The organism is Streptomyces viridifaciens (assembly GCF_001888885.2).
GTDB classification, from domain to species: domain Bacteria; phylum Actinomycetota; class Actinomycetes; order Streptomycetales; family Streptomycetaceae; genus Kitasatospora; species Kitasatospora aureofaciens.
On record NZ_CP090841.1, the window covers coordinates 7,108,370 to 7,132,297 of the forward strand.

The window sequence follows — 23,928 nt, forward strand, 5'->3', positions numbered from 1 at the left end:
GCTCACTTGCCTACCTGTCGGTAGGCGGGCGCCCGGGACAGCTTCGGTCAAAGCCGAGACAGCGTCAATAGCCCCGGCAGCCGCCCGCTTCGACGGCCCGGGGCTGTGTCGACCGAGGCTTCCAGGGTGTTGATTGGTGTTGGAAGACGCGGCTGGGCTCGTGACCGGCCGGAACACTTGGTGGCGTCGCCCTCTTCGGCGGGAGTGCCTGCCGGATCGAAGGTGTGGCTGACCGTCCGAGACGGTCGGGCGCGGGGCCGTGGCGACTGCAACCGTGCGGCCGCCTCCCCGGAGCCGGGCTCAGACCCTCCGGGCCGCGGTCGGGATCTCCGCCCCGTGGGCCTCGGCCGCTCCGGCGGGGGCCAGCGCCAGCAGCGCCGTCGCGGCCGTCGCCGCCCATCCCTTCCGCGCACGCGCACTGCTGCGCACTCCTCGGGGCGCGGCCGCGCAGGCCCCGGCCGGGGCCGCGACGTGATGCACTCCCAGGCGCGGGCAGGCCTGGCGCCGTGTCACAGGCGCGCGGGAGGAGCTTCCCGGTCCCCACCTCCGGATGGAGGAGGGTGGAGACCGGCGGCGTCCGGCTGGGCAGCGTGCCGTGCACGGGGACCGACGAACCGACAGCGCAACCGCACCGCCGGGTCAGGCCGCGCAGGCGCGCGAGGCGAGGGTGGTGTCGAGCCAGTCGAAGGCGACCTGCTGGAAGCGGGACATGGCGCCCATGTGGCAGTGCTCGCCCGCGCCTTCGGACTCGGGGAGGGTGATCAGGGTGTTCGGGCAGGTGAGGGCGGCCTGCACCCGCTGGGGCTGGCCGCGGAAGAACTGGTCGTCCTCGGCGTCGAGGACGAGGGTGGGACATTCGATGAGGTGGGCGACGCCGTCGAGGGTGTAGGCGGCGGTCCTGCGGATGTAGTCCGAGGAGGAGGCGGCGCCGAAGGCCCACACGCCGTTGCGCAGGGCCCAGCGGAGCTGGGTGCTCGCCTGCATCAGCAGGGCCGCCACCGGGTCGGCGAGGTCGTCGCGCCTGGTCTCGATCCAGCCCCGCAGGAACGGCGGCATGACGCGGGTGTGGGCGTCGTGGTAGTCGTACAGGCCGTTGTCCAGGACGAGGGCGGCCAGCCGGTGCTCGTGGGCGGCGGCTCGGGCGGCGAGGTAGCCGCCGAGGCTGTAGCCGAACAGCGCGATCCGGCCGGGGGCGATCTCGGGGCGGCTGAGGGCGTAGTCGATCACCGGGCTGACCACGGCCTCCCAGTCGGGACGGAAGACGAGTCCCTGCTCGCGCAGCACGGCGCCCTGGCCGGGACCGTCGTAGGCCAGCACGTTGTAACCGCGGCGCAGCGCGGCCGCGCCGATGGCGAAGTAGGCCTCCTCCAGGGTGGAGTCGAAGCCGCCGGTGAAGACGACGGTCGGGCGGGGCAGGCCGGAGTCGTCGACGAGGAAGAGGTACCCGGGCAGGGCGGTGTCCCGGTACGGGATGCGCACCGCCTCGACGGGCGTGTCCATGAGCCCCGCGGCGGTCGCGAAGGTCTCGCGGGAGAGCGCGGAGAGCGCCTTGGCCTCGGGGTCGTGGGCGGGGTCGTCGCGACGGTAGAACTCGGCGGTGCGGTAGTAGTTCGACGCGCGCAGCAGAGCCTCCCGGGCGCTGACCCGGTGGCCGGCGGCGAGGGCGGCGGTGCCGATGGCGTGGACGCGCTGCGCGGTCCTCTTCCACTCGCGCAGCCAGGCCTCCTCGTCGCCTTCGCCGACGTTGCGCAGGGTGGTGAGGACCTCGCCCAGGTCGGCGCCGCCGTCGTTGGCGAAACCGGCCGCGCGCAGTGCCTCGAAGGAGAACGACTCGTCCTCGTACAGGAATCGCATGGGTGCACCCCGGGTCGATTGTCGAGACGGAACGGTTCCGTCTCGTCTATGTCGGAGACGATAGACCTCGCCCAGTCGAGACGCAACCGTTCCGCCTCGGGTAGGTTCGGGGCATGCCCGCTACTCCCGCGCCCCAGTCACCACCCCCCGCCCCCGGCCGCCCCCCTGGGCGCAGGCTCCCCGGCGGGCCCGTGCTCCAGGACTCGGTGACCGAGGCGATCGCCGCCGCGTTCTTCGAGGAGCTGGCGGCGACCGGCTACGCGCGGCTGTCCCTGGAAGCGGTGGCCAAGCGTGCCGGCGCGGGCAAGGCGGCCATCTACCGCCGCTGGGCCTCCAAACTGGAGATGACCGTCGACCTGGTCTCGGCCGTCGCCGTCGACGCCTCCGGGCCCGCCGACACCGGAAGCCTGCGCGGCGACGTCCTCGCCTTCCTCGCGGAGGTCGCCCACGCGCTCAACCAGCCGCTCGCCGCGCGGATCATCCCCGACCTGATCGCCGAGGGCGGCCGTACCCCCGAACTGGCCGAGGCGCTCTTCACCGCCGTCCGCGACACCCGCCGCGGCAAGGCCACCCGGCTCCTGGACCGGGCGGTCGACCGGGGGGAACTCCCCGCCGCCGTCGACCGCGAACTCGCGCTCGACCTGCTCGCCGGCCCGCTGTACTGGCGCCTCGCGGTCGTCCACACCCCGACCGCCCCCGACCACCTCGACCGCCTCGCCGACAAACTGGTCGCGGCCTTCCGCGCCTGACGCCCGGTCCGGGCGAATCCCGGGCGGCCCCGCCCGGGATCGTTGTAGTCTGTCATCGCCTCGATGACAGCAGAACGAGTCAGCGAAAGAGTGACGGAATGGATCAGCAGCACACCGGCACGCCCGGGGCAGGGCCGGTCTCGTTCCTGGCCGCCGCCGCCGCGCTCGGCGTGATGGACGCCGCCACCCGCACCGCCCGCCACGCACCGCCGGACACCACGGGCCAGAACGACCCGCAGCAGGCCCTGTCCGCGCTCCTGATGCTGCGCCACCTCCGCGAGGAACTCGCCGGCTGGGAGACCGGCCTGATCGAGACCGCGCGCGGCGCCGGCGCCACCTGGGGTGACCTCGCCGAACCGCTGGGCGTCCAGAGCCGCCAGGCCGCCGAACGTCGGTACCTGCGGCTGCGCCCCGACCGCGACGCCGGCACCGAGGCCGGCAGTACCGGTGAACAGCGCGTCCGGGCCGCGCGCGACCGGCGCGCCGGCGACCGGGCGGTCACCACCTGGGCCCGCGCCAACGCCGCGGACCTGCGCCGACTCGCCGGGCAGATCGGCGCCCTGGACGGCCTCGGCCCCTCGGCGGCCCCCGCCCTGCAACGCCTGCTGGACGCACTCGGCCACCACGACCCCGTCAGGCTGCTCGGCCCGCTCGCCGAGACCAGGCCGCTCCTGGCGGCGGACCATCCGGCGATCGTCGACCGTCTCGACGAACTCGCCGCCCGGGCCGAACAGCTGCGCGCCGACAGCAGCCACCGGCGCCGGACAACCCGTACCGATCCGACCCCTTTCCACTGAAGGAGACCCGTTCCGTGGCCAGCCCCACCGAGACGTTGGAGTTCCAGGCGGAGACCCGCCAGCTGCTGCAGCTGGTGATCCACTCGATCTACTCGAACAAGGACATCTTCCTGCGCGAGCTGATCTCCAACGCCTCCGACGCCCTCGACAAGCTCCGTCTGGAATCCCTCACCGACAGCGACCTCGCCGTCGACACCTCCGACCTGCACATCATGCTGGAGGTCGACCGGGAGGCCCGCACCCTGACGGTGCGGGACAACGGCATCGGCATGACGCGCGACGACGTCGTCGACCTGATCGGCACCATCGCCAAGTCCGGCACCGCGAGCCTGCTGGCCAAGATCAAGGAGGCCAAGGACGCGGACGCGGCGCAGAGCCTGATCGGCCAGTTCGGCGTCGGCTTCTACTCGGCGTTCATGGTCGCCGACAAGGTCACCCTGCGTACCCGCCGCGCCGGGACGGACCAGGGCACCGCGTGGGAGTCCGACGGCGAGGGCACCTACACCATCGCGCAGGCCGACGGCCTGCCGGTGGGCACCTCGGTCACGCTGCACCTCAAGCCGGCGGACGGCGAGGACGGGCTCGGCGACTACCTGGCCACCTGGAAGATCCGCCAGATCGTCAAGCAGTACTCGGACTTCATCCGCTGGCCCATCCGGATGGCCACCGAGCCGGTCGGCACGGACGCCGGGTCCGGGGCCGAGGACGGGGCCGAGGAAGGCGCCGAGGGCGCGGCCGCGAGCGCCCCGGAGACGCTGAACTCGATGAAGGCCCTGTGGGCCCGCCCGCGCAGCGAGGTGACCCAGGCCGAGTACAACGAGTTCTACCAGCAGATCAGCCACGACTGGCAGGAGCCCGCCGAGACCATCCACATGCGGGCCGAGGGCACCTTCGAGTACGAGGCGCTGCTGTTCATCCCCGCCCACGCCCCGTTCGACCTGTTCTCCCGCGACACCAAGCGGGGCGTGCAGCTGTACGTCAAGCGCGTGTTCATCATGGACGACTGCGACGCGCTCATGCCGAACTACCTGCGCTTCGTCAAGGGCGTCGTCGACGCCCACGACCTCTCGCTCAACGTCTCCCGCGAGATCCTGCAGCACGACCGCCAGATCACCGCCGTGCGCCGACGCCTCGTCAAGAAGGTCCTCGCCGCCCTCAAGGACCTGCGGACCTCGAACGCCGAGGCCTACGCCAAGCTGTGGGAGCAGTTCGGCCGGGTCCTCAAGGAAGGCCTGCTCGAGGACCGCGACAACGCCGACACCCTGCTGGAGCTGGTCTCGGCCGCCTCCACCCACGACGCGCAGGCGCCGACCACACTGCGCGAGTACGTCGAGCGGATGAAGGACGGCCAGGACACCATCTACTACCTGACCGGCGAGAACCGCCAGATGGTGGAGAACTCCCCCCACATGGAGGCCTTCACCGCCAAGGGCTACGAGGTGCTGATCCTCACCGACCCCGTCGACGAGGTCTGGACCGACCAGATCCCGGCCTTCGACGGCCACCGCTTCCAGTCCATCGCCAAGGGCCAGGTCGACCTCGACGACCACGCCGACGGCGACGGCAGCGACGAGGCGAAGGCGGAGAAGGCCCAGCGCGAGGAGGACTTCGCCGCCCTCCTCGGCTGGCTCCGGAGCACCCTCGCCGAGCACGTCAAGGAGGTCCGCCTCTCCACCCGGCTGACCACCTCCGCCGCCTGCCTCGTCGGCGACGCCCACGACCTGACCCCCACCCTGGAGAAGATGTACCGGGCCATGGGCCAGGAACTCCCCCCGGTCAAGCGCATCCTCGAACTCAACCCCACCCACCCCCTCGTCACCGCCCTGCACCAGGCCCACAAGGCAGGGCCCGAGACCCCGGCGCTCACCGACATCGCGGAACTCGTCCACGGCAGCGCCCTGTTGGCCGAGGGCGGCGACCTGCCCGACCCGGCCCGCTTCACCCGCCTGCTGACCGACCGCCTCACCCACACCCTGTGACCCCCCGCGGGTGCGGCCCGACGCAGCCGGTAGTGCCCGGCGGGCCGCACCCGCGGACGTCCCGCAGGCGGCCGGGCCTCCTCAGGGGTACGGGGGCCGGGGCCGGCGAAGGGCGGCCGGTTGCCGACCTGCTGGCACTGACCCGATGGTCAGCGCCGGTCTCCCGACGTGGCATGCTCCTCGCATGACTGACCGCAACCGACCAGTGAAGCCGGGGCCGAGCGCCGACGGCGGTTCGACGGCAGCCGGTACTGCGCAGGAGCCCGTGGTCCAGGACGTTCTGGATGCCTCGCTGGGGTCGATGGCCCTGCTCGAACCGGTCCTCGGTGCGCACGACGAGGTGGTGGACTTCCGCTTCGCCGCGGTCTCGCCCCACGCGGTCGACATCGCCGGGCGCTGCGGCGCGGAACTGCTCGGGCGCAGCGTCCTGGAGACGTATCCCGGCGTAGCCGGAAGCGAGCTCTGGCACGGCTACCTCAGCGCGTACGCGACCGGCGTTCGTTACGAGGGCGAGTTGGACTACCAGGAGGTCGCCGCCGGCATCCCGCGGCTGTCCCGCTTCAAGGTGCGGGCGGTGCCCACCCGGCAAGGGCTGGTCGTCTCCTGGGCCCGCCTCGACACCCACGAGCGGAAGCAGCGCAGGCAGGCGCTGATCCAGCGACTGGGCAAGACCGGTTGGATGGACCACGACCTGGTCCGCGACGAGATCACCTGGTCGCAGGAGGTCTACGCGATCTTCGGCAGGGCCCGGTCACTGGGGCCGGTGGCACTGCACGACCTGTTCGTCCAGGCCCCGGCGGACGACCGCGACCAGCTGGAGGGCGAGCTCCTCCAGCTGGTCGGGCGGGGGGAGCGGATGGACCGCACCGTTCGCATCGTCCTTCCCGGAGGAGAGGTCCGACACGTGCGGGTCGTCGCCGAGGCGCAGACCGACGCGCACGGCGACCCGGTCGAGCTCCAGGTGCTGTTCCAGGACCTCACCGCCGCCAAGCAGTACGAGCAGCAGTTGCTGGAACACCAGGAGACGGTGCTCGCACACCAGGGCCTGCTGGCGGCCGAGCGGGACCTCGCCGCCCGGCTCCAGAACACGCTCCTCCCCGTGTCACAGCGGGTGCTCCACCTGGCCGGGCTCGTCATCGATGTCGCCTACCAGCCCGTTCAGGAAGGGCTGAACCTCGGCGGTGACTGGTACAGCGCCGTCGAACTGCCGGACGGCAGCGTCCTGCTGGTGGTCGGCGACGTCGCGGGCCACGGCCTCGACGCGGTGGCCACGATGGCCCTGCTGCGCTTCACGGCCAAGGGCATGGCCATCACCGGCACGCCCCTGCCGGAGATCCTCCACCGCCTCAACACGCTGCTGCTGCACGCCTCCGACCGGCCGTACAGCACCGCCACCATGATCATGGCGTGCTACCGGCCCGAGACCTCCCGGCTCACCTGGGTGCAGGCCGGCCACCTCCCGCCGCTGCTCGTCCGCCAGGGCGAGGCACGCTATCTGCCGCCTCCGGCGGGCATCCTGCTCGGAGCGACCGACACCCCCCGCTACGAGGAGTCAACGGTCGACCTGCTGCCCGGCGACGAACTCCTCCTCTACACCGACGGCTTGATCGAGAACCCGGGTGAGCCCCTCGACACGGCCCTGGCACGACTGGCTTCCGCCGTGCCGGAGCACCAGGGCGAGCTGCCGTTCCTCGACGGGCTCGTCCGGGCGCTGGTCGGACCGGCCGGCCGCCGCGACGACATCTGCGCTCTGCACGTTCGCCGCTGACACCCCGTGGCCGGGAACTTCGCCGCCGCCGACATTCAAATGCGGATTCCGGGAACCCGAGGAGCAGACCGACCGACGAGGAGTGAGACGGCATGGGTATCGGTGGCTGCATCGTATTGTTCGCCCTCGGCGCCATCATGGCCTTCGCGACCGACTGGCACGTGAACGGGGTCAACCTGCACCTGGTGGGCTGGATCCTCATGGCCGCCGGGCTTCTGGGATTGATCACCTATGTGAACGTGTTCCGCCGCCGACGCCTGGTCCGCAGCGTCGAGAGCGACGAACCGGTCGAGGAGCGCCGCTACTACGAGTAGGAGTCAGCCGGACTCCACGACATCTGACAGAGCCCGCGTACGGTCGGGACCCACGGTCGAGTGGGTCCCGACCGTACGTCGGTGACCGGGGTCCGCGGGCCCGGCGTGGGGGTGTCGGCCCACGCGGAGGAAGTCACGCCCCGAACCGGACCGACGCATGAGCGCCGTCCGGACGCGCCGGGCCGTTGCCGCGCGCCACCGGCTCAGTCGGCCGGTCGGCGGACCGCCACCCCGACCAGGCAGGTGTCGTCGTCGGTGTCGGCGCTGCTGTACTGCAGCAGGTGGTCCAGGTGCCCTTCGAGGCCGTTGGCTCCGACGGCCGCGTCACGGTGGGCCCGTTCGGCGAGCGCCGTCAGATTGGTCAGGGAGGCCTGGAGGGACTCGTCGCGGCGTTCGATCAGGCCGTCGGTGTACATCACCAGGGTGTCGCCGGTCTCCAGGACGACCTCGTCCTCCTCGTAGTCCGCCTGGTCCAGCGCGCCGAGCAGGATGCCGCCCACCTGCGGAAGGATGCTCGCCCGGCCGTCGCGCAGCAGGACCGGCGGCGGGTGGCCCGCGCGGGCCCAGCGCAGCCGGCGGGTCGCCGGTTCGTACAGCCCGCAGACCGCGGTGGCCGTGACGCTGTCGGTCAGGTGGTGGGTGACGCTGTTGAGCCAGCTGAGCAGTTGACCCGGTCCGGCGCCGGTGGCGGCCAAGCCGCGCAGCGCGTTGCGCAGCGCGACCATGCCGGTCGCGGCCTCGATGCCGTGTCCGGCGACGTCGCCGACGCACAGCAGGACGTCGCCGGTGGGCAGCTCGAGCGCGTCGTACCAGTCACCGCCCACCAGGTGGTCCTTCTCGGCCGGGCGGTAGCGCACGGCCACGCGCAGGTCGTGCAGGTCCAGCGGGCCCCGGGCGGGCGGCATGATGGCGTGCTGGAGCTGGAGGGCGAGGCGGCTGCGCTCGGCGGCCTGCTGCTCGCTCTGGGCCAGCTGGTCGCGGGTGGCGGCCAGCGCGACCTCCGTCCAGTGCTGGGCGGAGATGTCCTGGTAGGCGCCGCGCACCAGGCGCACCCCGCTGTGCGGATCGCGCACCGGCTCCGCCACGACGCGGATGTGCCGGGTGACGCCGTCGGGGCGCTGCAACCGGAAGGCGGTGGAGGCCGGCCGGCGGTGGTGCAGCAGGGTGCGCAGGAACCGGCCGATGGTGTGCAGGTCGTCCGGGTGGGCGTGCTCGGCCAGCTGGTCGATGGAGATCGGCTGAGCGGTGGGCGGCAGCCCGTGCAGCTCGAACAGGCTGTCGTTCCAGACGATCTGGCGCGTGCGCAGGTTCTCCTCGAAGCCGCCGATCCGGCCGAGGCGCTGCGCGTGCTGGAGCAGCCGGGCGACCCGCGGCGTGCCGTTGTCCAGCCGCCAGACGACGACCAGGTGGGGGCCGTGCCGGCTGATGCTCACCTGGGCCCGGGTGGTCAGCGGCACCCCGTCGACCAGGGCGGCGAGCCGCATGTCCGGGGTCCGGAACGGCTCTCCGGTGGCGAAGACGTGCTCGACCTTCTCGGCGAGGCCGCCCGGCTCGGCCGCGAGCGGGTACGCCTCCAGCAGCCGGGTGCCCACGATCGCGCCCGTGGGCCGCCCGGCGAAGTCGACGAAGGACGGGTTCACGTGCCGCACCAGGAACCGCGGCGGCACCTCGCCGTCCTCCGGCGCGACCCGGAGCACCAGGCAGGGGTCGAAGAGGCCGTCCGCCAGCTGCCGCAGCTCGTCGAACTGGCCGTCGGCCGAGTCGGCCGCGGGGAGCTCCCGCGGCTCCCAGGTCTCCAGGGTGGCGGCCGCCACCTCCGCGAGCGCCTCGAACTGCCGTTGCAGCGGCTGGGACTGCTCGGGCAGCGCCTCGCGCCAGCAGATCTCCAGGACGCCGATCAGCCGGCCGCCGACGCCGGCCGGCACGGCCAACCGCCCGCCGGGGACGTCGTGCTGGCCGATGGAGGGGAGCGAGGCGTCGGCGAGCACGTGGTAGCCGACGGCCGTACGTTCGTCCAGGGCCCGGCGGGCCGGCGTCGGCACGCCCGGCGGGACGTGGCGCCAGCGCCGGGCCTCCGCCGGCTGGAAGCCGGCGCTGCCCGCGAGGGACAGCGAGAGGTCGGGGTGGGCGGCCCAGATGGCCACCGCGGCCACGCCGAGCGGGCGCAGGGCGTGCTCCAGCATGGAGCGGGCCGCCGTCGCCGCGTCGCCGCCCGCGATCGTGTCCGCTTCGGTGCTGCGCAGCCGCAGCGGGACCGGATCCGCGCTCCTGGCCGCCGCACCGGCGCGCACCCGCGGCCGGGCGGCCGGGGGCGCCCCGTCGGTCCGGGCCGCCTCATCGGAGCGGCCCGAAGCGCCGGCGACGAACTCCCGGGCGAGCGCCGAGATCTGGTCCGCCGCGGCCTGGTTGAGCAGGTCGGCGGCCAGCGCCAGTGTCGTCACCCCCGCCTGTGCGGCGAGGCCCTCCAACTGCCGGGCGGCCTCGGTGGGGCCGCACCGCAGGCGCTCCACCAGCACGCCGACGGCCATCTCCAGCACGCCCCGCCCCGCCGAGTCCGCCTGCGCCTGGTCCAGCTCCCGGCGCAGGCGCTCCACCGTACTGGCGAGCCGGCCCACCGCCGTGGCCGTGCGGTCCGGCTCCTGGGCGGCGGCCGCCTTCGGACCGGCCGCGCCGCGCTGCGCCCCGACCCTGGCGGCGTCGACGGCCGGTCCGGCCGCGGACGGACGGCCCTTGGCGAGTTGCTCGTCGGGGTGCTGCACGGTGCTGGCTCCTGAGGTCTCGACTGCTGCTCCGGTCCGCGGTTACCGCGTGAGGTGGTGCGTGATCCGGCTGATCACCTCGTCGGCGTCGACCGGCTTGGTGATGTAGTCGCTCGCGCCCGCGGCCAGGCTCTTCTCCCGGTCGCCGATCATCGCCTTGGCGGTCACGGCGATGATCGGCAGACCCGCGTGCTCGGGCATCGCGCGGATGGCCGCAGTGGCCGTGTACCCGTCCATCTCGGGCATCATCACATCCATCAGGATGACATCGATGCCGGGGTGGACGGTGAGCGACTCCAGCGCGGCGCGCCCGTTCTCGGCCTGGAGGACCCGCATGCCGTGGAGCTCCAGGATGCTGGTGATCGCGTACAGGTTGCGGTCGTCGTCGTCGACCACGAGGGCCGTGCGGCCGGCGAGCGCCGGTTCGGCGTCGGGGCTCCAGGACGGCACCAGGTCCGCCCCGCGCCCCGGTGGGAGCGCCCCGCCGGGGCGGTCGGCGCTCATGTGCAGGGCGATCCGCTCGCGCAACTCGTCGAGGCTGGCGATCAGTTCCAGCGGCCGTTCGCCCGGCCGGGAGACGGAGCCCGCTCGCTCGCCGGGGACGCCCCGGTTGTTGTGCGCCAGCACGGGGACGGTGTGCAGGGCCGGGTCGCCCTCCATGTCGGCCAGGAGCGCGCCAGCCGTGCCGTCCGGCAGGTCGAGTTCCAGGACGACGCAGTGGCACGGCGCGGTGGCGAGTGCGGTGGCGGCATCCTGGGCGCCGACGGCGGTGACGATCTCGACCTGCCGGTGCCCGGCGGAGTAGCGGGCGAGGTCGGCGACGGCGTTCTCCGCGACGAGGGTCAGCAGGCCGTTGGGCCGGCCCTCGACGACGAGGAGCCGCCGGGGGCGTTCGGTGGTGGGGTGGTCGGCGGGATCGACGGGCCGCTCCGGGGCGGGCCCGGCGGCGGCGCCGGCCGGCGCCCCGGCCGCGGGCGGCAGTTCGCTCCCGGCGACCACGGAGTGCTCGACGGGGAGGTAGAGGGTGAAGACGGTGCCCCGGCCGAGGGTGCTCTCGACCGTGATGGCGCCGCCGAGCAGGAAGGCGATCTCACGGCTGATGGACAGCCCGAGGCCGGTGCCGCCGTACTTGCGGCTGGTGGTGCCGTCGGCCTGCTGGAAGGCGCCGAAGACGGTCTCCAGGTGCTGGGGCGCGATCCCGATGCCGGTGTCGGTCACGCGGAAGGCGAGCACCGGGCCGCCGCGCCGTACGCCGTCGGGCAGTTCCGCGTCGGTGGCGGGCTCGATGCGCAGCTCGACCCTGCCGTGCTCGGTGAACTTGACGGCGTTGGACAGCAGGTTGCGCAGCACCTGGCGCAAGCGGTAGTCGTCGGTGAGGAGTTCGCCGGGGACCCCGGGTGCCGTCCGTACGGCGAAGGCGAGGTTCTTCTGCCCGGTCAGCGGGCGGAAGGTGGCCTCGACGTAGTCGAGCAGGGCGTGCAGCGGCACCGCGTCGACGTTCAGGTCCATCTTGCCGGCCTCGACCTTGGACAGGTCGAGGATGTCGTTGATGAGCTGGAGCAGGTCGGAGCCGGCGGAGTGGATGATGCCGGCGTACTCGACCTGCTTGGCGGTCAGGTTCCTGGTGGGGTTCTGGGCGAGCAACTGGGCCAGGATGAGCAGGCTGTTGAGCGGCGTGCGCAGCTCGTGGCTCATGTTGGCCAGGAACTCCGACTTGTACTTCGAGGCCAGCGACAGCTGGTGGGCGCGCTCCTCCAGTTCCTGGCGGGCCTGCTCGATCTCCAGGTTCTTGGTCTCGATGTCGCGGTTCTGCGCGGCGAGCAGTTCCGCCTTGTCCTCCAACTCGGCGTTGGAGAACTGGAGTTCCTCCTGCCGGGCCTGGAGCTCCTCGGAGCGGGCCTGGAGTTCGGCGGCCAGCCGCTGGGACTCGCCCAGCAGCTCGTCGGTGCGGGCGTTGGCGATGATGGTGTTGACGTTGACGCCGATGGTCTCCATCAGCTGGTTGAGGAAGTCCCGGTGGACCTGGGTGAAGGGCTGGACGGAGGCCAGTTCGATGACGCCGAGGACCTGGTCCTCGACGACGATCGGCAGCACCAGCAGCGACAGCGAGTCGGTGCGGCCGAGACCGGAGGAGGCGGGGAGGTAGCCGGCCGGCAGGGCGTCGACGGCGATGGTCCGGCGACTGCGCGCGGCCTGGCCGACGAAGGACTCGCCCAGGCGGAAGCGGGTGGGGCGCTCGCCGTCGGGGAACGCGTAGGAGCCGACGAGTTGGAGCACCGTCCCTTCCGGGCTGTCCTCGGCGAGGTAGAAGGCGCCGCACTGCGCGCGGACCAGCGGGGCCAGTTCGTCCATCACCGACTCCGCGACCACTCCGAGGTCGCGCCGGCCCTGCATCAGTGCGGAGAAGCGGGCGAGGTTGGTCTTCAGCCAGTCCTGTTCCTCGTTGGCGCGGGTCGTCTCGCGCAGCGACTCCACCATGAAGTTGACGTTGTCCTTGAGGTCGGCGACCTCGCCGGAGGCGTCCACGGTGATCGAGCGTGTCAGGTCGCCGGCCGCGACGGCGCTGGTGACCTCGGCGATCGCCCGGACCTGCCGGGTCAGGTTGCCGGCCAGCTCGTTGACGTTCTCGGTCAGCCGCTTCCAGGTGCCGGAGACGCCCTCGACCTTGGCCTGGCCGCCGAGCCGGCCCTCGGTGCCGACCTCGCGGGCGACCCGGGTCACCTCGTCGGCGAACGAGGACAGCTGGTCGACCATCGTGTTGATGGTCTCCTTCAGTTCCAGGATCTCGCCCCGGGCGGTGACGGTGATCTTCTGCGACAGGTCGCCCTCGGCGACCGCGGTGGCCACCTGGGCGATCGCGCGGACCTGGCCGGTGAGGTTGCCGGCCATCGAGTTGACCGAGTCGGTGAGGTCGCGCCAGGTCCCCGAGACGCCGACGACGCGTGCCTGGCCGCCGAGGATGCCCTCGGTGCCGACCTCGCGGGCCACCCGGGTCACCTCCCCGGCGAACGAGGACAGCTGGTCGACCATCGTGTTGACGGTGTTCTTGAGCTCCAGGATCTCGCCCCGGGCGTCGACCTCGATCTTCTGGGTGAGGTCGCCGCGCGCCACCGCCGTGGTGACCTGGGCGATTCCGCGCACCTGCCAGGTCAGGTTGCCGGCCATCGCGTTGACCGAGTCGGTGAGGTCCGCCCAGGTGCCGGAGACCCCGGGGACCTGCGCCTGGCCGCCGAGCCGGCCCTCGGTGCCGACCTCCCGTGCGACGCGCGTCACCTCGGAGGTGAAGTGCGACAGCTGGTCGACCATGCCGTTGAACACCGAGGCGATCTCGCCCAGCAACCCGTGTGCGTCGTCGGGCAGTTTGGTGCTGAAGTCGCCGTCCCGGACGGCCGTGAGACCGGCCAGCAGTTGCCGTAGTTCGGGTTCGTTGCCCAGTGCTGCGTCCGGCCCGATCGCCGGGCGGTGCTGCGAGCCGTTGGACGTGGTCGGGCCAGCCATCGAACGTCGCCTCCGTAGAAGGCGGGGCCGGGGCCCGCCTTCGGTCGTGGGCATCACCGGTCCCGGCCGGGTGGGTCCGGTCGTCGGTCGGGTGCGGTGGGTGTCGTCACGGAGGCTACCTCAGCGTCCGCACCACCCGGAAACGGCTGCCACCAGCGTGGAGAGGCTCCGGGTGGCGGGGTACGGTGCGGAGAGGACTTCGCGAAATCTTCACGGTTTGCGGGTGCATCGATCTGCCGCACCGGGGTAGCAGGGCACCCGTCGTACCGTCAGGGAAAGGACTCGGATGCCCACGCCCACCGGTGAAATGCTCGCCCCCACGACCGCCCCGGGCGGGAGGACACGGGAGCCGCTCCAGGCTGCTCCGGCCCGGGCAGATCTGCCCGAAGTCGATCTGCCCCAGGGCGCGGACCTGCGGGAAATGGCCCCGGCCGACGCACGGGAACTCACCCGCGTCCTGCTGCGCCGCCTCAGCACGCTGGAGGAGGGCACGAGGGAGTACTCGTACGTCCGCAACACCCTGGTGGAGATGAACCTCTCACTCGTGAGGTTCGCGATCCGCCGCTTCAACTCGCACCGCGAACCGAAGGAGGACCTCCTCCAGGTCGGTGCGGTCGGCCTGGTCAAGGCCATCGACCGCTTCGACCCGGACCTCGGCGTGGAGTTCACCACCTTCGCCATGCCGACCGTCCTCGGTGAACTGCGGCGCCACTTCCGCGACACCACCTGGGCCGTGCACGTGCCCCGCCGGCTCCAGGAACTGCGCATCGTCCTCGCCAGGGCGCAGGAGAAGCTCGCGCACGACCTCGACCGCGCCCCCACTCCGGCCGAACTCGCCGAACACCTCTCGCTGCCCGTCGAGGAGGTCGTCGAGGGGCTGACCGCGGCCAACGGGCACACCGCGGGCTCGCTGGACCTCGGCGGCGCGGAGGACGAGGACGGCCCCGGCCCGCTGGCCGACCGCCTCGGGGAGGAGGACCAGCGCCTGTCCCGGGTCGAGGATCTGGTGGCGCTCAAGCCGCTGGTGGCCGCGCTGCCGGAGCGGGAGCGGCTGATCCTCTCCATGCGCTTCTGCGAGGACATGACGCAGTCCCAGATCGGCGCCCGCCTCGGGCTCTCCCAGATGCACGTCTCCCGGCTGCTGAGCCGCACGCTGCGGAAGCTGCGCGAAGGGCTGGACAGCGACTGACCGGCGCCGGGGGGCCGTGTTTGGCGCAGCGGTCCCGTCTACGTAAGGTCGGAAGGCACGGACATGGAGGGACGATGATGATGCCATCCGACAACGGCCGGGGCGAGGCCACCCTGGTGACCGCCCTACCCCGGCCCGGCCTCGAAGTGCGCAGTCGTGCCACGGAGACCGGGGCGGTGGTGTGCGCGCTCGCGGGCGACCTCGACATAGAGACGCTGGCCTCCGCCGCCGAGACGCTCACCGGGCTCGTCGCACAGCGCCCGTCCGCACTGGTCGTCGACCTGCGGGAGGTCGCCTTCTGCGACTCCTCCGGGCTGAACCTGCTGCTCAGGACGCGCATCGCGGCCGAGAAGGAGGGGCTGCACCTGCGGCTCGCGGCGGTGGCGCCGACGGTGCTGCGGGTGCTGGAACTGACCGGCGCCAGGACGGTTTTCACGATCCACGAGACGGTCGAGGAAGCCCTGAGCGTCTGACCGCCCGACCGCCCGGGCGTCGCCCGGCGTCGCCCGGGGGCGCCCGGCTTCCGGGCGGGGCCGGGCGGGAGGCATAATCCCGGAGCTGCCGGGAAACCGAGCTGCGACAGTCGTCGATACGGAAGGGTGCCCTTAGATGTCGATGAGCCGGGGGACCCTGGACGGCGATCCACGCCCGGGCGAGCTGGTGCTGCCCGTCGGGGGTCAGCGCAGACGGTTGCCCCTGGTCGGGCTGACCAAGCCGGTCGCCCGCGCCAGGGCCCACACCATCAGTGCGCTCGGCGACTGGTGTCCGTCGGGCCTGGGTCCCGGTGCCGCCGAAGGGATCGCCGAGGACGTCGTCCTGGTGGTCGCAGAACTCGTCGGCAACGCCATGCTGCACGGCGACGGTCCGCTGGAACTGGTCCTGGACATCACCCCGGCCCGCCTGCGGATCGAGGTCAGCGACCGCAGCTCGGAACTGCCCGCGCCCCGGCAGCCGCACCACCCCGCGCTGCCCGGCGGCCACGGCCTGTTCATCGTGCAGCGGATAGCGGACCGCTGGGGCGCCCAGCCCCACGCCCAGGGCAAGACCATCTGGGCCGAGTTCGACACCCGGCGCCTCCGGGGCGAGTGACCGGCCGCAGGGCTGACGACTCCGGGGCATCGGCCGGTCTCGCACCGTGCCGCGCTGTCTCTGGAACTCCAAGCGCCCCTTTAATGGTGCCAAAAATTTACTTTTCAACCCTAATATCAATGCCCTAGCTGCGATTTGATCTACGAATCCCAGGTGTGGAAGGCTGCCTTCGGCGCGCCGTTACCGACAGGTAACCCGGCGCGCCGTTGTCGCGTGGACGCCCAGGGGGAGCGCCGGCGTCACGCGACACGGTCGGAGACCGCACCTGGGGGCATCGCGTGCGGACCGCCCTCCGACCCGGAAGCCCGGAAGACCGGGAAAGCCCGGAAGACCTGGAAAGCGGGGAGCGCCATGGGCAATGGTGTCGATGTGACGAGTTTGCAGAGCGAGCTCGAGGACCTCTGGAAGCGACGGGACGAGGTTCCGCTGCAGTCCGCCGAGGCGGTGGCCGCCGTCGACGCGGCGATCGGCCTGCTGGACACCGGGCGCGTGCGGGTGGCCGAACTGCTGGACGGTGAGGTCGTGGTGCACGAGTGGCTGAAGAACGCGATCCTGCTGCTCTACAAGCAGGCCTTGCCGCAGCCGTCGCAGTTCGGCCCCTTCCGGTGCGCCGACAAGATCCCGCTGAAGAGCGCGATCGACGGCGTCCAGGTGTCACCGGGTGCGGTCATCCGGCGGGGCAGCTACCAGGAGCCCGGCGCCGTGGTGATGCCGAGCCACATCGGCATCGGCTCGTACGTCGGCGAGGGCACCCTGGTGGACTCCTGGGTGGGCATCGGCTCCTGCGCCCAGATCGGTCGCAACGTCCACCTGTCCGGGGGAGTCGGACTCGGCGGCATGATCGAACCCCCCATGGCCAGGCCGGTGGTGATCGAGGACGACGCCTTCATCGGCGCCCGCTCGATGGTCTACAGCGGCGCCCGGGTCGGTGAGGGCGCGCTGCTGGGCGCCGGAGCCCTGCTGACCGACACGATCCCGGTGATCGACGCCGCCACCGGCGAGGAGCTCAGCCGCGGCGAGGTGCCGCCGTGGACGGTCGCCGTCCCCGCCAGCCGCCCACGCGAGTTCGCCGGCGGCACCTTCGGACTGCCCTGCCTGCTGGTCATCAAGCACCTGAAGAAGGGCGAGCGCCACGACAAGGCCAAGCTCAACGACGCCGTGCGCACCCAGCCGCCCGCCACGCTCAGCCTCTGACGGACCCGGCTCGCACCTCCCCGACGCCCCTTCACGGAAAGACCACCCCATGCCCGCCACCGGCATCAGCCCGCTCCTGGACCGTCGCCCCGAACTATCCGGCCTCGCGGCCAAGTTGACGGCCTTTCTGGACACCCACCTGCCCGAACCCGTCTGTGAGGGCGGCCCCCGCCCCGACTGGCTCGCCCTGCGCGCCCGGGCCGCGGCCGCCGGGCTCACCGGCATCGACGTCACCTTCCCCGACGAGTTCGGCGACGGCTCCCAGGGCGAGCTCCCCGCCGAGTTCTCTGCCGAGCAGGGTGAGCCCGGTGAACCGCGCGGCCGCGTGGCCCAGGGGATGGCCATGTTCCTCGCCGGGCAGCGCGACTGCGACGCCCGGGAGATCTTCAGCACCGGACACGCCGCGATGCCGCTGCGCTACGGCTCGCCCGCGCTCGTCCGCCACACCCGCGAAAAGGTCGTCGGCGCGGGGGAGTTGGCGGGTATCGCGTCCAGCGAGCCGCACTCCGGCTCGGACCTGCGGGGCTTTCGCACCGTCCTGGTCGACCACGGTGACCACTTCACCCTCTCCGGGTCCAAGGGTTTGATCAGCCGGGTCGAGGAGGCCTACGGCTTCGTCGTCTTCTGCAAGCTGGTCGACCGCGCCGACGCCGGCCGCACCGATCTGCGCGACGTGCCGCTGTCCGCCGTGTGGGTGCCGGCCGACGCCGCCGGCGTGCTCACCGAGACCACCGACCCGATGGGGATGCGCGGCTGGAGCTTCGGCCACCTGCACTTCGTCGACACCCGCCTGGACAAGGACTTCCTGCTCGGTGAACCCGGCGACGGCCGTCGGATCTTCGACACGCACTTCTCCGCCTGGCGTCTGATGATGTCGCTGGTCTGCCTCGGTGCGGCCGCCGCGGCGATCCAGGAGTCCGCGGCCCGTACCCGCGCCCGCACCGTCGCCCGGATGCCGCTGGCCGCGATCCCGTCCGTCGCAGCCCGCCTGGGCACCGCCGCCGCCGAGGTCGAGGCCGCCACCGCCTGGTGCTTCGCGCTGCTGGAGCGCATCGACCAGGGCGAGACCGACGTCGCCGCCTGCTCCGCGGCCAAGGCCCTGGCCACCGACACCGCCTACCGCGCCGTCGACCTCGCCCTCCAACTGCACGGCAGCGAGGGCTACACCAAGCACACCCCGATGGAGAAGCGCCTGCGGGACATCCGTGGGCTGCGGATCGCCGACGGACCCAACGACACGCTCTACAGCGTGCTGGCGCACGCCCTGCTGGCCGAGGGGCACCAGGCCGGGGACCACCAGGCCGGAGACGCGCGACTCCTGGCGGCCCGGCGCTGACTTCCCGCCGCCCAGCACACCACCGAACCGAGGCGCAAGGAACCGCCCATGCCACCCACCTCGCCCTTCCGGACCGAAGTCGTCGACATCCTCGACGAGTTGGGTGCCGATCCCGACCGTCCCGCCCTGGTCCACCAGGGATGCACCACCACCGCCGGGGAACTGCGGGACCTCGTCCACCGACTGGCCCGCGCCCTGCGCGCCCGCGGCGTCGACCGCCACCACACGGTCACGCTGCTCACCGGCAACCGGCCCGAGGCCGTCGCCGCGCGCTACGCCGCCAACCTGGTCGGCTGCCGGACCAACCAGCTCTACACCAGGCTGCCGGCCGACACCCAGGCCGCCATGGTCCGGGACGTCGAGACGCACACCCTGATCGTCGACCCCGAACACGCCGCCCGCGCCGCCGAGATCGCCGCGCGTACGGACATCGAGGCCGTCCTCGTCCTCGGCCCCGCGCCCGGTGGCTCCACCGCGGAGGCCACCGACCTGCTGACCCTCGCCGCCGCCCAGAGCGCCGACCCGTTCACCAGCCGGGCCCGGCCCGGCGACGTCCGCACCATCCGCCACTCCGGCGGCACCACCGGTCACTCCAAGGGCATCTGCATCAGCTACGGCCAGGTCCGCCGTTTCGGCCCCGACCTGCCCACCGCCGACCCGGCAGGCCCGCCGCGCCTGCTGGTGTGCACCACCATCGCCCACGCCGCCGGCCAGATGACCGACAAGGTGCTGCGGGCCGGCGGCAGCGCGGTGCTCCTCGACGGGTTCGACCCGGCCGCCGTCCTGGCCGCCATCGAACAGGAACGCATCACCGACGTGTTCCTGATGCCCCCGCTGCTCTACCAGCTGCTGGACCACCCGCGATCCGGGCACACCGACACCACCAGCCTGCGCCGCCTCACCTACGGCGGCTGCCAGGCCTCACCGGCCCGTCTCACCGACGCGCTCCGCCGCTTCGGCCCGGTCCTCGTCCAGCTCTACGGACAGCACGAGGCGGGTATCGTCAGCGTCCTCGACACCGGCGACCACGATCCGGCCCGCCCGCACCTGCTGCGCTCGGTCGGCCGGATCGCCCCCGGCTACCGGGTCGCGATCCGCGACGAGCAGGGCCGCGACCTGCCCGCCGGCCGGCCCGGCGAGGTGTGCATCGCCTCGGACAGCCTGATGCAGGGCTACTGGAAGCAGCCGGAACTGACCGCAGCCACCCTCGAGGACGGCTGGCTGCACAGCGGCGACGTCGGATACCTGGACGACGAGGGCTACCTCTACATCGTCGACCGGCTGAAGGACCTGATCAACACCGGCGCCGGGCACGTCTACACCTCCGAGGTCGAGGACCTGCTCAACTCCCATCCCTCGGTGCACCAGAGCGCGGTCTTCGGCGCCCCCGACGCCAACGAGGTCGAACGCGTCCACGCCGTCGTCGTCCCCGTCCCCGGCACCCGCCCCGACCCGGAGGAGCTGCGCACCCTGGTCCGCACCCGCCGCGGCCCGCTGCACGAGCCCGCCCACATCGCCTTCCTCGCGGAACTGCCGCTCACCGACGCGGGAAAGCCCGACAAGAAGCTCCTGCGCCGCCAGGCGGCGGGCCGGTAGCGCGAACCGAGGTGCTCAGCGCTCCGGTGCCGACCGGCTCTCGTCACGGGACGTCGACGGCGGTGCGGCGCACGCGTGCTTGGGGCACGCACAGAACGGTACCGGAAAAGCGTGTCCGACGCACGCTAAAGTGGTGGGGTGACGAATCCGACGGGACATGAGATCGCCGAGGCCCTGGGGCTGCTGCTGCGACGCAGCACCCGTGCCGGCCTCCACGCCCAGCTGACCGAGGGCCTGGGCGAGGCGGTCGACGAGCTCACCTACCCGGTGCTCAGCGGCCTGGCGCGGACCGGTCCGTGCAGTGCCGCCGACCTCGGGCGTGAGGTGGGGCTCGACCGCACCACCGTGACCCGCCGCGCCGACCGGCTGGAGGAGGCCGGCCTGCTGCGGCGCGAGGCCGACCCCGGCGATCGGCGCGCGACGCTGCTCGTCCTGACCGATGCCGGGCAGGGCGTGGTGCGGACCACCCGGGAGCGGCTGGCGGCCCGCATCGAGGACTCGCTCGCCTCCTGGCCGGCGGCGGACGCGCGGGCCTTCGCCCGGCTGCTCCGGGTGTTCGTCGACGAGGGCCCCTTCCACGCCTGACCGCGGCGAGGGCGTCGGATGGACACGCCCGGGCCTCGATCCCCAGGCGGCTCGGCGGAATTCGTCTTGCACGCCCATCATGCCGAACCCTCCCACAGTTGGACGGCACAGAACGCGGTGGGGCCGCCCGAACCGGGCGGCCCCACCGCGTTGTCGTGTGCCGGACGGGCCGGCGGGTTGTCGGAGTGGTTACCAGCGGTACCAGCGGCCGCGTCCGCCTGCGGACGTCGTGCCACGTGCGACGAAGCCGAGCAGCCATACGACGAGCACGATGAGGGCTGCCCACCAGAGCACCTTCAGCGCGAACCCGGCGCCGAACAGGATCAGGGCGAGCAGAAGGACAAGCAGGAGCGGGACCATGGATCGACCTCCTCGACGTGGTGATGTGCCCGCCTTGTGCCCCGGAAGCGTGGAGACATGTACCGGTCGACGATCTTTGTCGGGATCGTCCTGGCGTTCCGTCAGAAGGCCTTGCGCAGCGCCGGCAGCAGGGTCTCCTCGGCCCAGTCCAGGAAGGCGGGCTGGCTGTCCCCACCCACCTGCACGAGGGCGACCTCGCCGAACCCGGCGTCGACGAAGGGCCGTACGGCCTCGACGAAGTCCTCGACCCGGTCGCCGCACGGGATCGCCTCGGCGACGTCCTCGGGGCGTACGAACCGGCTCGCCGCCGCGAACCCCGCGGTGCCCGGCAGTTCGGCGTTGACCTTCCAGCCGCCGCCGAACCAGCGGAACTGCTCGTGGGCGCGGCGCACGGCCGCGTCCCGGTCGCGGTCCCAGCACACCGGCAGCTGGCCCACCGCGGGCTTGCCGGCGCCGCCGTGTTCCGCGAAGCCCGAGACCAGCCCCGGGTCGGGCTCGACGGCGATCGCCAGGTCGGCGAGACGCCCCGCCAGGGCGCACGAGACAGGGCCCGACACCGCCATCCCGATCGGTGGCGGCTGGTCCGGGAGGTCCCACAGTCGGGCGCCGACCACGTCGAAGTGCTTTCCGTGCCGGGTCACGTAGCCGCCCTCGAACAGCGCGCGGATGATCTCCACGGCCTCGGCGAACATCTCCAGCCGCACCGACGCCGCCGGCCAGCCCCGGCCCACCACGTGCTCGTTGAGGTTCTCACCGCTGCCGAGTCCCAGCCGGAAGCGCCCCTCGGACAGCAGCTGGAGCGTCGCCGCCTTCTGTGCCACCACCGCGGGGTGGTAGCGGAAGGTCGGGCACGTCACGTACGTCATCAGCGGGATGCGGGAGGTGGCCTGCGCGGCCGCCCCCAGCACCGCCCACGCGTACGGAGCGTGTCCCTGCTCGTCCAGCCACGGGAAGTAGTGGTCGGAGACCACCGAGAAGTCGAAGCCCGCCCGTTCGGCGCGCACCACGTCGCAGACCAGGTCCCGGGGGGCCCGCTGCTCGGTCATCATCGTGTATCCGATCTTCACCATGACCGGCGTCTGCCCCGCGGAGCGCGTCGTCCACCCCCGGAACCGGTCTTCGTTCGATCGCACGAACACCGGGCGGCGCGGGGGAGCCGGGGCCCCTCCGGCTCAGCGGCCGGGACGGCCGGGGCCGGTGGGCGGCTCCTCGTTCGCCCGGGGGCCCTCGCCGTCGGGGGTGCGCCAGGAGTCGGCGCGCTCGGCGGCGGCGCCCTCGGCGGGCCTCGGCGGCCGACGGCGCAGCAGGCGGTGGCTGCCCCAGGCGAAGGCGCCGATGAGCAGCACGGCGATGACCAGTGCGGGCACCAGGACGCCCGCCGCCGAGGGGCCGGCGGCCGCCGTGGTGGGGAGCGAGTGCATGATCAAGGTTCGCGTTCCTTTCCTGGGTTCGTCCGGTTGCCGTAGCCGTTGCACGCGCGGCACGGCGCGGCGGTCCCGGGGAGAGGGGGCAAGCCGGGCCGGGACCGCCGCCCGCGTCCGTCTACCCCGCCGTGTCGGGCGCATTCCCGCTCGGGTCGGGCGCGTTCCCCCGTCGTGAGCGCCGCACCGGGGGATCGAACGGCCCGCCGGCGGGGCGGGTGGTTTCCGCGACCGAAGAGGGGGAAGCCGTCGAACCGTACGCCGCCCGGCCGGTCGTTCGTGTTCGAACCCGGACGCCTCGGGGTGCCGTCGGCCTGCCTCCGTGCGGGCACGGCTACCGGCGAGGCCCAACCGCCGGGCGGCGGGTAGCCAGCCATCACTCAACGGATGCCGGACGACGGCTCCTCGACCCGGAAGGAACACAGCGATGGGCATCGTCATCAGCAGCCCTCTGCCGGACAACGACCGCAGGACGACCGGGGAAGCGCTGCAGGGCGCCCTGGTCGACCTGCTGGACCTCTCCCTGGTGGCCAAGCAGGCGCACTGGAACCTCTACGGACCCCGGTTCCGCTCCGTCCACCTGCAGCTCGACGAAGTGGTCGCCACCGCGCGCAACTTCGCCGACGAGGTGGCCGAGCGCGCCGCCGCGATCGGAGTCAGTCCGGACGGCCGGGCCGCCACGGTCGCCGCCTCCAGCTGCCTGCCCGAGTTCCCCGAGGGCTGGACGGCCGACACGGCGGTGGTCGACCACCTGGTGAAGGCGTTCGGGGCCGTGATCGAGCGGATGCGGGACCGGATCGACGCGACCGAATCAGCGGACCCGGTCACCCAGGACCTGCTGATCGGACTCACGGCCGCGCTGGAGAAGCACAGTTGGATGTTCCAGGCGGAGAGCCGGGGCTGACGCCGACGGGCCGGGCACCAGCCCGGCCCGTCGGGGAAGCGGCGCCGTGGCAGCCGGGTCATGCCGGGTGCCCGGCGTCGATGTCCGCCACGTCGCGGAACGACAGTACGGGCGTGGCCGACCCCGGGGCGTGGACGTGGCGCGGCTCCAGCAGGAAGCCGGTGTGATCGCCCCAGTCCACCCGGTCCAGCACCCCGCCGACGAACCAGGCCGGCGCCGCGGCGAGGACCGGCACGCCCTCCGGTCCTCGCCGCCAGGCCGTGGCGGCGAACTTGTCGCACTCGTCGCCGGTCCGGCCGCCGAACAACTCGGCCAGCCGGTGGTCGGGCGGCAGCAGATGGACCCCGAGCGCGGGCGCGCGCAGCGCGACGGCGTGGGTGTGGTTCGCCTTCGACAGCCAGACCGTGAACCGCGCCGGATCGATCGAGCACTGCCCGGCGAACCCCACCAGGCAACCGGCGGGCTCCGGTGCGGCCGCGGTCACGACGTACACCGGATAGTCCAGCATCCCCGTGAACGCGTCGAAACCGGTCATC

20 protein-coding genes are annotated in these 23,928 nt (G+C 72.7%); 13 read left to right on the forward strand and 7 right to left on the reverse strand.

The annotated features are described in order from the left end of the window. Positions 1-639: 639 nt before the first annotated feature. On the reverse strand, positions 640-1,854 hold the full coding sequence (locus BOQ63_RS39035; protein ID WP_072655876.1) for an alpha/beta hydrolase family protein: 1,215 nt from the start codon (positions 1,852-1,854) through the stop codon (positions 640-642). 191 nt (positions 1,855-2,045) lie between these two features. On the opposite strand from BOQ63_RS39035, the gene BOQ63_RS39040 reads away from it, so the two are divergent. The 5 genes from BOQ63_RS39040 (at position 2,046) to BOQ63_RS39060 (ending at position 7,461) form a co-directional block, all read left to right on the forward strand. Further along, entirely contained in the window at positions 2,046-2,603 is a 558-nt protein-coding gene (locus BOQ63_RS39040) for a TetR-like C-terminal domain-containing protein (protein WP_037829811.1), read from the forward strand. Between the two features lie 98 nt (positions 2,604-2,701). Further along, entirely contained in the window at positions 2,702-3,400 is a 699-nt protein-coding gene (locus BOQ63_RS39045) for a hypothetical protein (RefSeq protein WP_030550271.1), read from the forward strand. Positions 3,401-3,414: 14 nt separating this feature from the next. Then, a complete protein-coding gene (htpG, locus tag BOQ63_RS39050) occupies positions 3,415-5,379 on the forward strand; it encodes a molecular chaperone HtpG (protein ID WP_030284851.1) in 1,965 nt (654 codons plus the stop codon). Positions 5,380-5,563: 184 nt separating this feature from the next. After that, entirely contained in the window at positions 5,564-7,147 is a 1,584-nt protein-coding gene (locus BOQ63_RS39055; protein WP_078867350.1) for a PP2C family protein-serine/threonine phosphatase, read from the forward strand. A gap of 92 nt (positions 7,148-7,239) precedes the next feature. Next, positions 7,240-7,461 (forward strand): DUF6458 family protein, encoded by a 222-nt coding sequence (locus BOQ63_RS39060; RefSeq protein ID WP_030284846.1) that lies wholly within the window; start codon positions 7,240-7,242, stop codon positions 7,459-7,461. Between the two features lie 203 nt (positions 7,462-7,664). Here BOQ63_RS39060 and BOQ63_RS39065 read toward each other — a convergent pair whose 3' ends face one another. Continuing rightward, positions 7,665-10,220, reverse strand: coding sequence for a SpoIIE family protein phosphatase (locus BOQ63_RS39065; protein WP_150476302.1), 2,556 nt, complete (start codon positions 10,218-10,220; stop codon positions 7,665-7,667). Positions 10,221-10,262: 42 nt separating this feature from the next. Further along, positions 10,263-13,718, reverse strand: coding sequence for a HAMP domain-containing hybrid sensor histidine kinase/response regulator (locus tag BOQ63_RS39070; protein WP_223886171.1), 3,456 nt, complete (start codon positions 13,716-13,718; stop codon positions 10,263-10,265). Positions 13,719-14,004: 286 nt separating this feature from the next. Between BOQ63_RS39070 and BOQ63_RS39075 the strand changes: the two genes are divergently transcribed. The 7 genes from BOQ63_RS39075 (at position 14,005) to BOQ63_RS39105 (ending at position 20,707) form a co-directional block, all read left to right on the forward strand. After that, positions 14,005-14,907, forward strand: a complete 903-nt coding sequence (locus BOQ63_RS39075) for an RNA polymerase sigma factor SigF (RefSeq protein ID WP_072655880.1) — start codon at positions 14,005-14,007, stop codon at positions 14,905-14,907. 74 nt (positions 14,908-14,981) lie between these two features. Further along, the gene (locus BOQ63_RS39080; RefSeq protein WP_050367011.1) at positions 14,982-15,380 is read left to right on the forward strand and encodes an STAS domain-containing protein; all 399 of its coding nucleotides are present in this window, start codon (positions 14,982-14,984) and stop codon (positions 15,378-15,380) included. Positions 15,381-15,516: 136 nt separating this feature from the next. Next, positions 15,517-15,996 (forward strand): ATP-binding protein, encoded by a 480-nt coding sequence (locus tag BOQ63_RS39085; protein ID WP_030288919.1) that lies wholly within the window; start codon positions 15,517-15,519, stop codon positions 15,994-15,996. Positions 15,997-16,365: 369 nt separating this feature from the next. Next, positions 16,366-17,190, forward strand: coding sequence for a 2,3,4,5-tetrahydropyridine-2,6-dicarboxylate N-succinyltransferase (locus tag BOQ63_RS39090; protein WP_197698018.1), 825 nt, complete (start codon positions 16,366-16,368; stop codon positions 17,188-17,190). Between the two features lie 49 nt (positions 17,191-17,239). Continuing rightward, positions 17,240-18,526, forward strand: a complete 1,287-nt coding sequence (locus BOQ63_RS39095) for an acyl-CoA dehydrogenase family protein (protein ID WP_050367012.1) — start codon at positions 17,240-17,242, stop codon at positions 18,524-18,526. 48 nt (positions 18,527-18,574) lie between these two features. Then, the gene (locus tag BOQ63_RS39100; RefSeq protein WP_072655882.1) at positions 18,575-20,122 is read left to right on the forward strand and encodes an AMP-binding protein; all 1,548 of its coding nucleotides are present in this window, start codon (positions 18,575-18,577) and stop codon (positions 20,120-20,122) included. 138 nt (positions 20,123-20,260) lie between these two features. Further along, positions 20,261-20,707, forward strand: a complete 447-nt coding sequence (locus tag BOQ63_RS39105) for a MarR family winged helix-turn-helix transcriptional regulator (RefSeq protein ID WP_030288915.1) — start codon at positions 20,261-20,263, stop codon at positions 20,705-20,707. 189 nt (positions 20,708-20,896) lie between these two features. Here the strand turns inward: BOQ63_RS39105 and BOQ63_RS39110 are convergent, their stop codons facing one another. The 3 genes from BOQ63_RS39110 to BOQ63_RS39120 all read right to left on the reverse strand — a co-directional run bounded on the left by BOQ63_RS39110 (position 20,897) and on the right by BOQ63_RS39120 (position 22,494). Beyond that, complete coding sequence (locus BOQ63_RS39110) at positions 20,897-21,067, reverse strand: hydrophobic protein (protein WP_072655883.1); 171 nt, start codon at positions 21,065-21,067, stop codon at positions 20,897-20,899. Positions 21,068-21,168: 101 nt separating this feature from the next. After that, on the reverse strand, positions 21,169-22,137 hold the full coding sequence (locus tag BOQ63_RS39115) for an LLM class F420-dependent oxidoreductase (protein ID WP_030288913.1): 969 nt from the start codon (positions 22,135-22,137) through the stop codon (positions 21,169-21,171). Positions 22,138-22,239: 102 nt separating this feature from the next. Continuing rightward, positions 22,240-22,494, reverse strand: coding sequence for a DUF6479 family protein (locus tag BOQ63_RS39120; protein ID WP_046386445.1), 255 nt, complete (start codon positions 22,492-22,494; stop codon positions 22,240-22,242). A gap of 421 nt (positions 22,495-22,915) precedes the next feature. Between BOQ63_RS39120 and BOQ63_RS39125 the strand changes: the two genes are divergently transcribed. Beyond that, on the forward strand, positions 22,916-23,392 hold the full coding sequence (locus BOQ63_RS39125; protein WP_030288908.1) for a Dps family protein: 477 nt from the start codon (positions 22,916-22,918) through the stop codon (positions 23,390-23,392). A gap of 58 nt (positions 23,393-23,450) precedes the next feature. Here the strand turns inward: BOQ63_RS39125 and BOQ63_RS39130 are convergent, their stop codons facing one another. Beyond that, positions 23,451-23,927 (reverse strand): flavin reductase family protein, encoded by a 477-nt coding sequence (locus BOQ63_RS39130; RefSeq protein ID WP_030288906.1) that lies wholly within the window; start codon positions 23,925-23,927, stop codon positions 23,451-23,453. Between the last annotated feature and the right edge of the window lies 1 nt (position 23,928).

Coding starts and splice junctions, on each gene's coding strand:
- BOQ63_RS39035 (WP_072655876.1), bottom strand. CDS start 1,854: ATGCGATTCCTGTACGAGGACGAGTCGTTCTCCTTCGAGGCACTGCGC.
- BOQ63_RS39045 (WP_030550271.1), top strand. CDS start 2,702: ATGGATCAGCAGCACACCGGCACGCCCGGGGCAGGGCCGGTCTCGTTC.
- BOQ63_RS39055 (WP_078867350.1), top strand. CDS start 5,564: ATGACTGACCGCAACCGACCAGTGAAGCCGGGGCCGAGCGCCGACGGC.
- BOQ63_RS39060 (WP_030284846.1), top strand. CDS start 7,240: ATGGGTATCGGTGGCTGCATCGTATTGTTCGCCCTCGGCGCCATCATG.
- BOQ63_RS39070 (WP_223886171.1), bottom strand. CDS start 13,718: ATGGCTGGCCCGACCACGTCCAACGGCTCGCAGCACCGCCCGGCGATC.
- BOQ63_RS39075 (WP_072655880.1), top strand. CDS start 14,005: ATGCCCACGCCCACCGGTGAAATGCTCGCCCCCACGACCGCCCCGGGC.
- BOQ63_RS39080 (WP_050367011.1), top strand. CDS start 14,982: ATGATGATGCCATCCGACAACGGCCGGGGCGAGGCCACCCTGGTGACC.
- BOQ63_RS39085 (WP_030288919.1), top strand. CDS start 15,517: ATGTCGATGAGCCGGGGGACCCTGGACGGCGATCCACGCCCGGGCGAG.
- BOQ63_RS39095 (WP_050367012.1), top strand. CDS start 17,240: ATGCCCGCCACCGGCATCAGCCCGCTCCTGGACCGTCGCCCCGAACTA.
- BOQ63_RS39100 (WP_072655882.1), top strand. CDS start 18,575: ATGCCACCCACCTCGCCCTTCCGGACCGAAGTCGTCGACATCCTCGAC.
- BOQ63_RS39110 (WP_072655883.1), bottom strand. CDS start 21,067: ATGGTCCCGCTCCTGCTTGTCCTTCTGCTCGCCCTGATCCTGTTCGGC.
- BOQ63_RS39115 (WP_030288913.1), bottom strand. CDS start 22,137: ATGGTGAAGATCGGATACACGATGATGACCGAGCAGCGGGCCCCCCGG.
- BOQ63_RS39125 (WP_030288908.1), top strand. CDS start 22,916: ATGGGCATCGTCATCAGCAGCCCTCTGCCGGACAACGACCGCAGGACG.
- BOQ63_RS39130 (WP_030288906.1), bottom strand. CDS start 23,927: ATGACCGGTTTCGACGCGTTCACGGGGATGCTGGACTATCCGGTGTAC.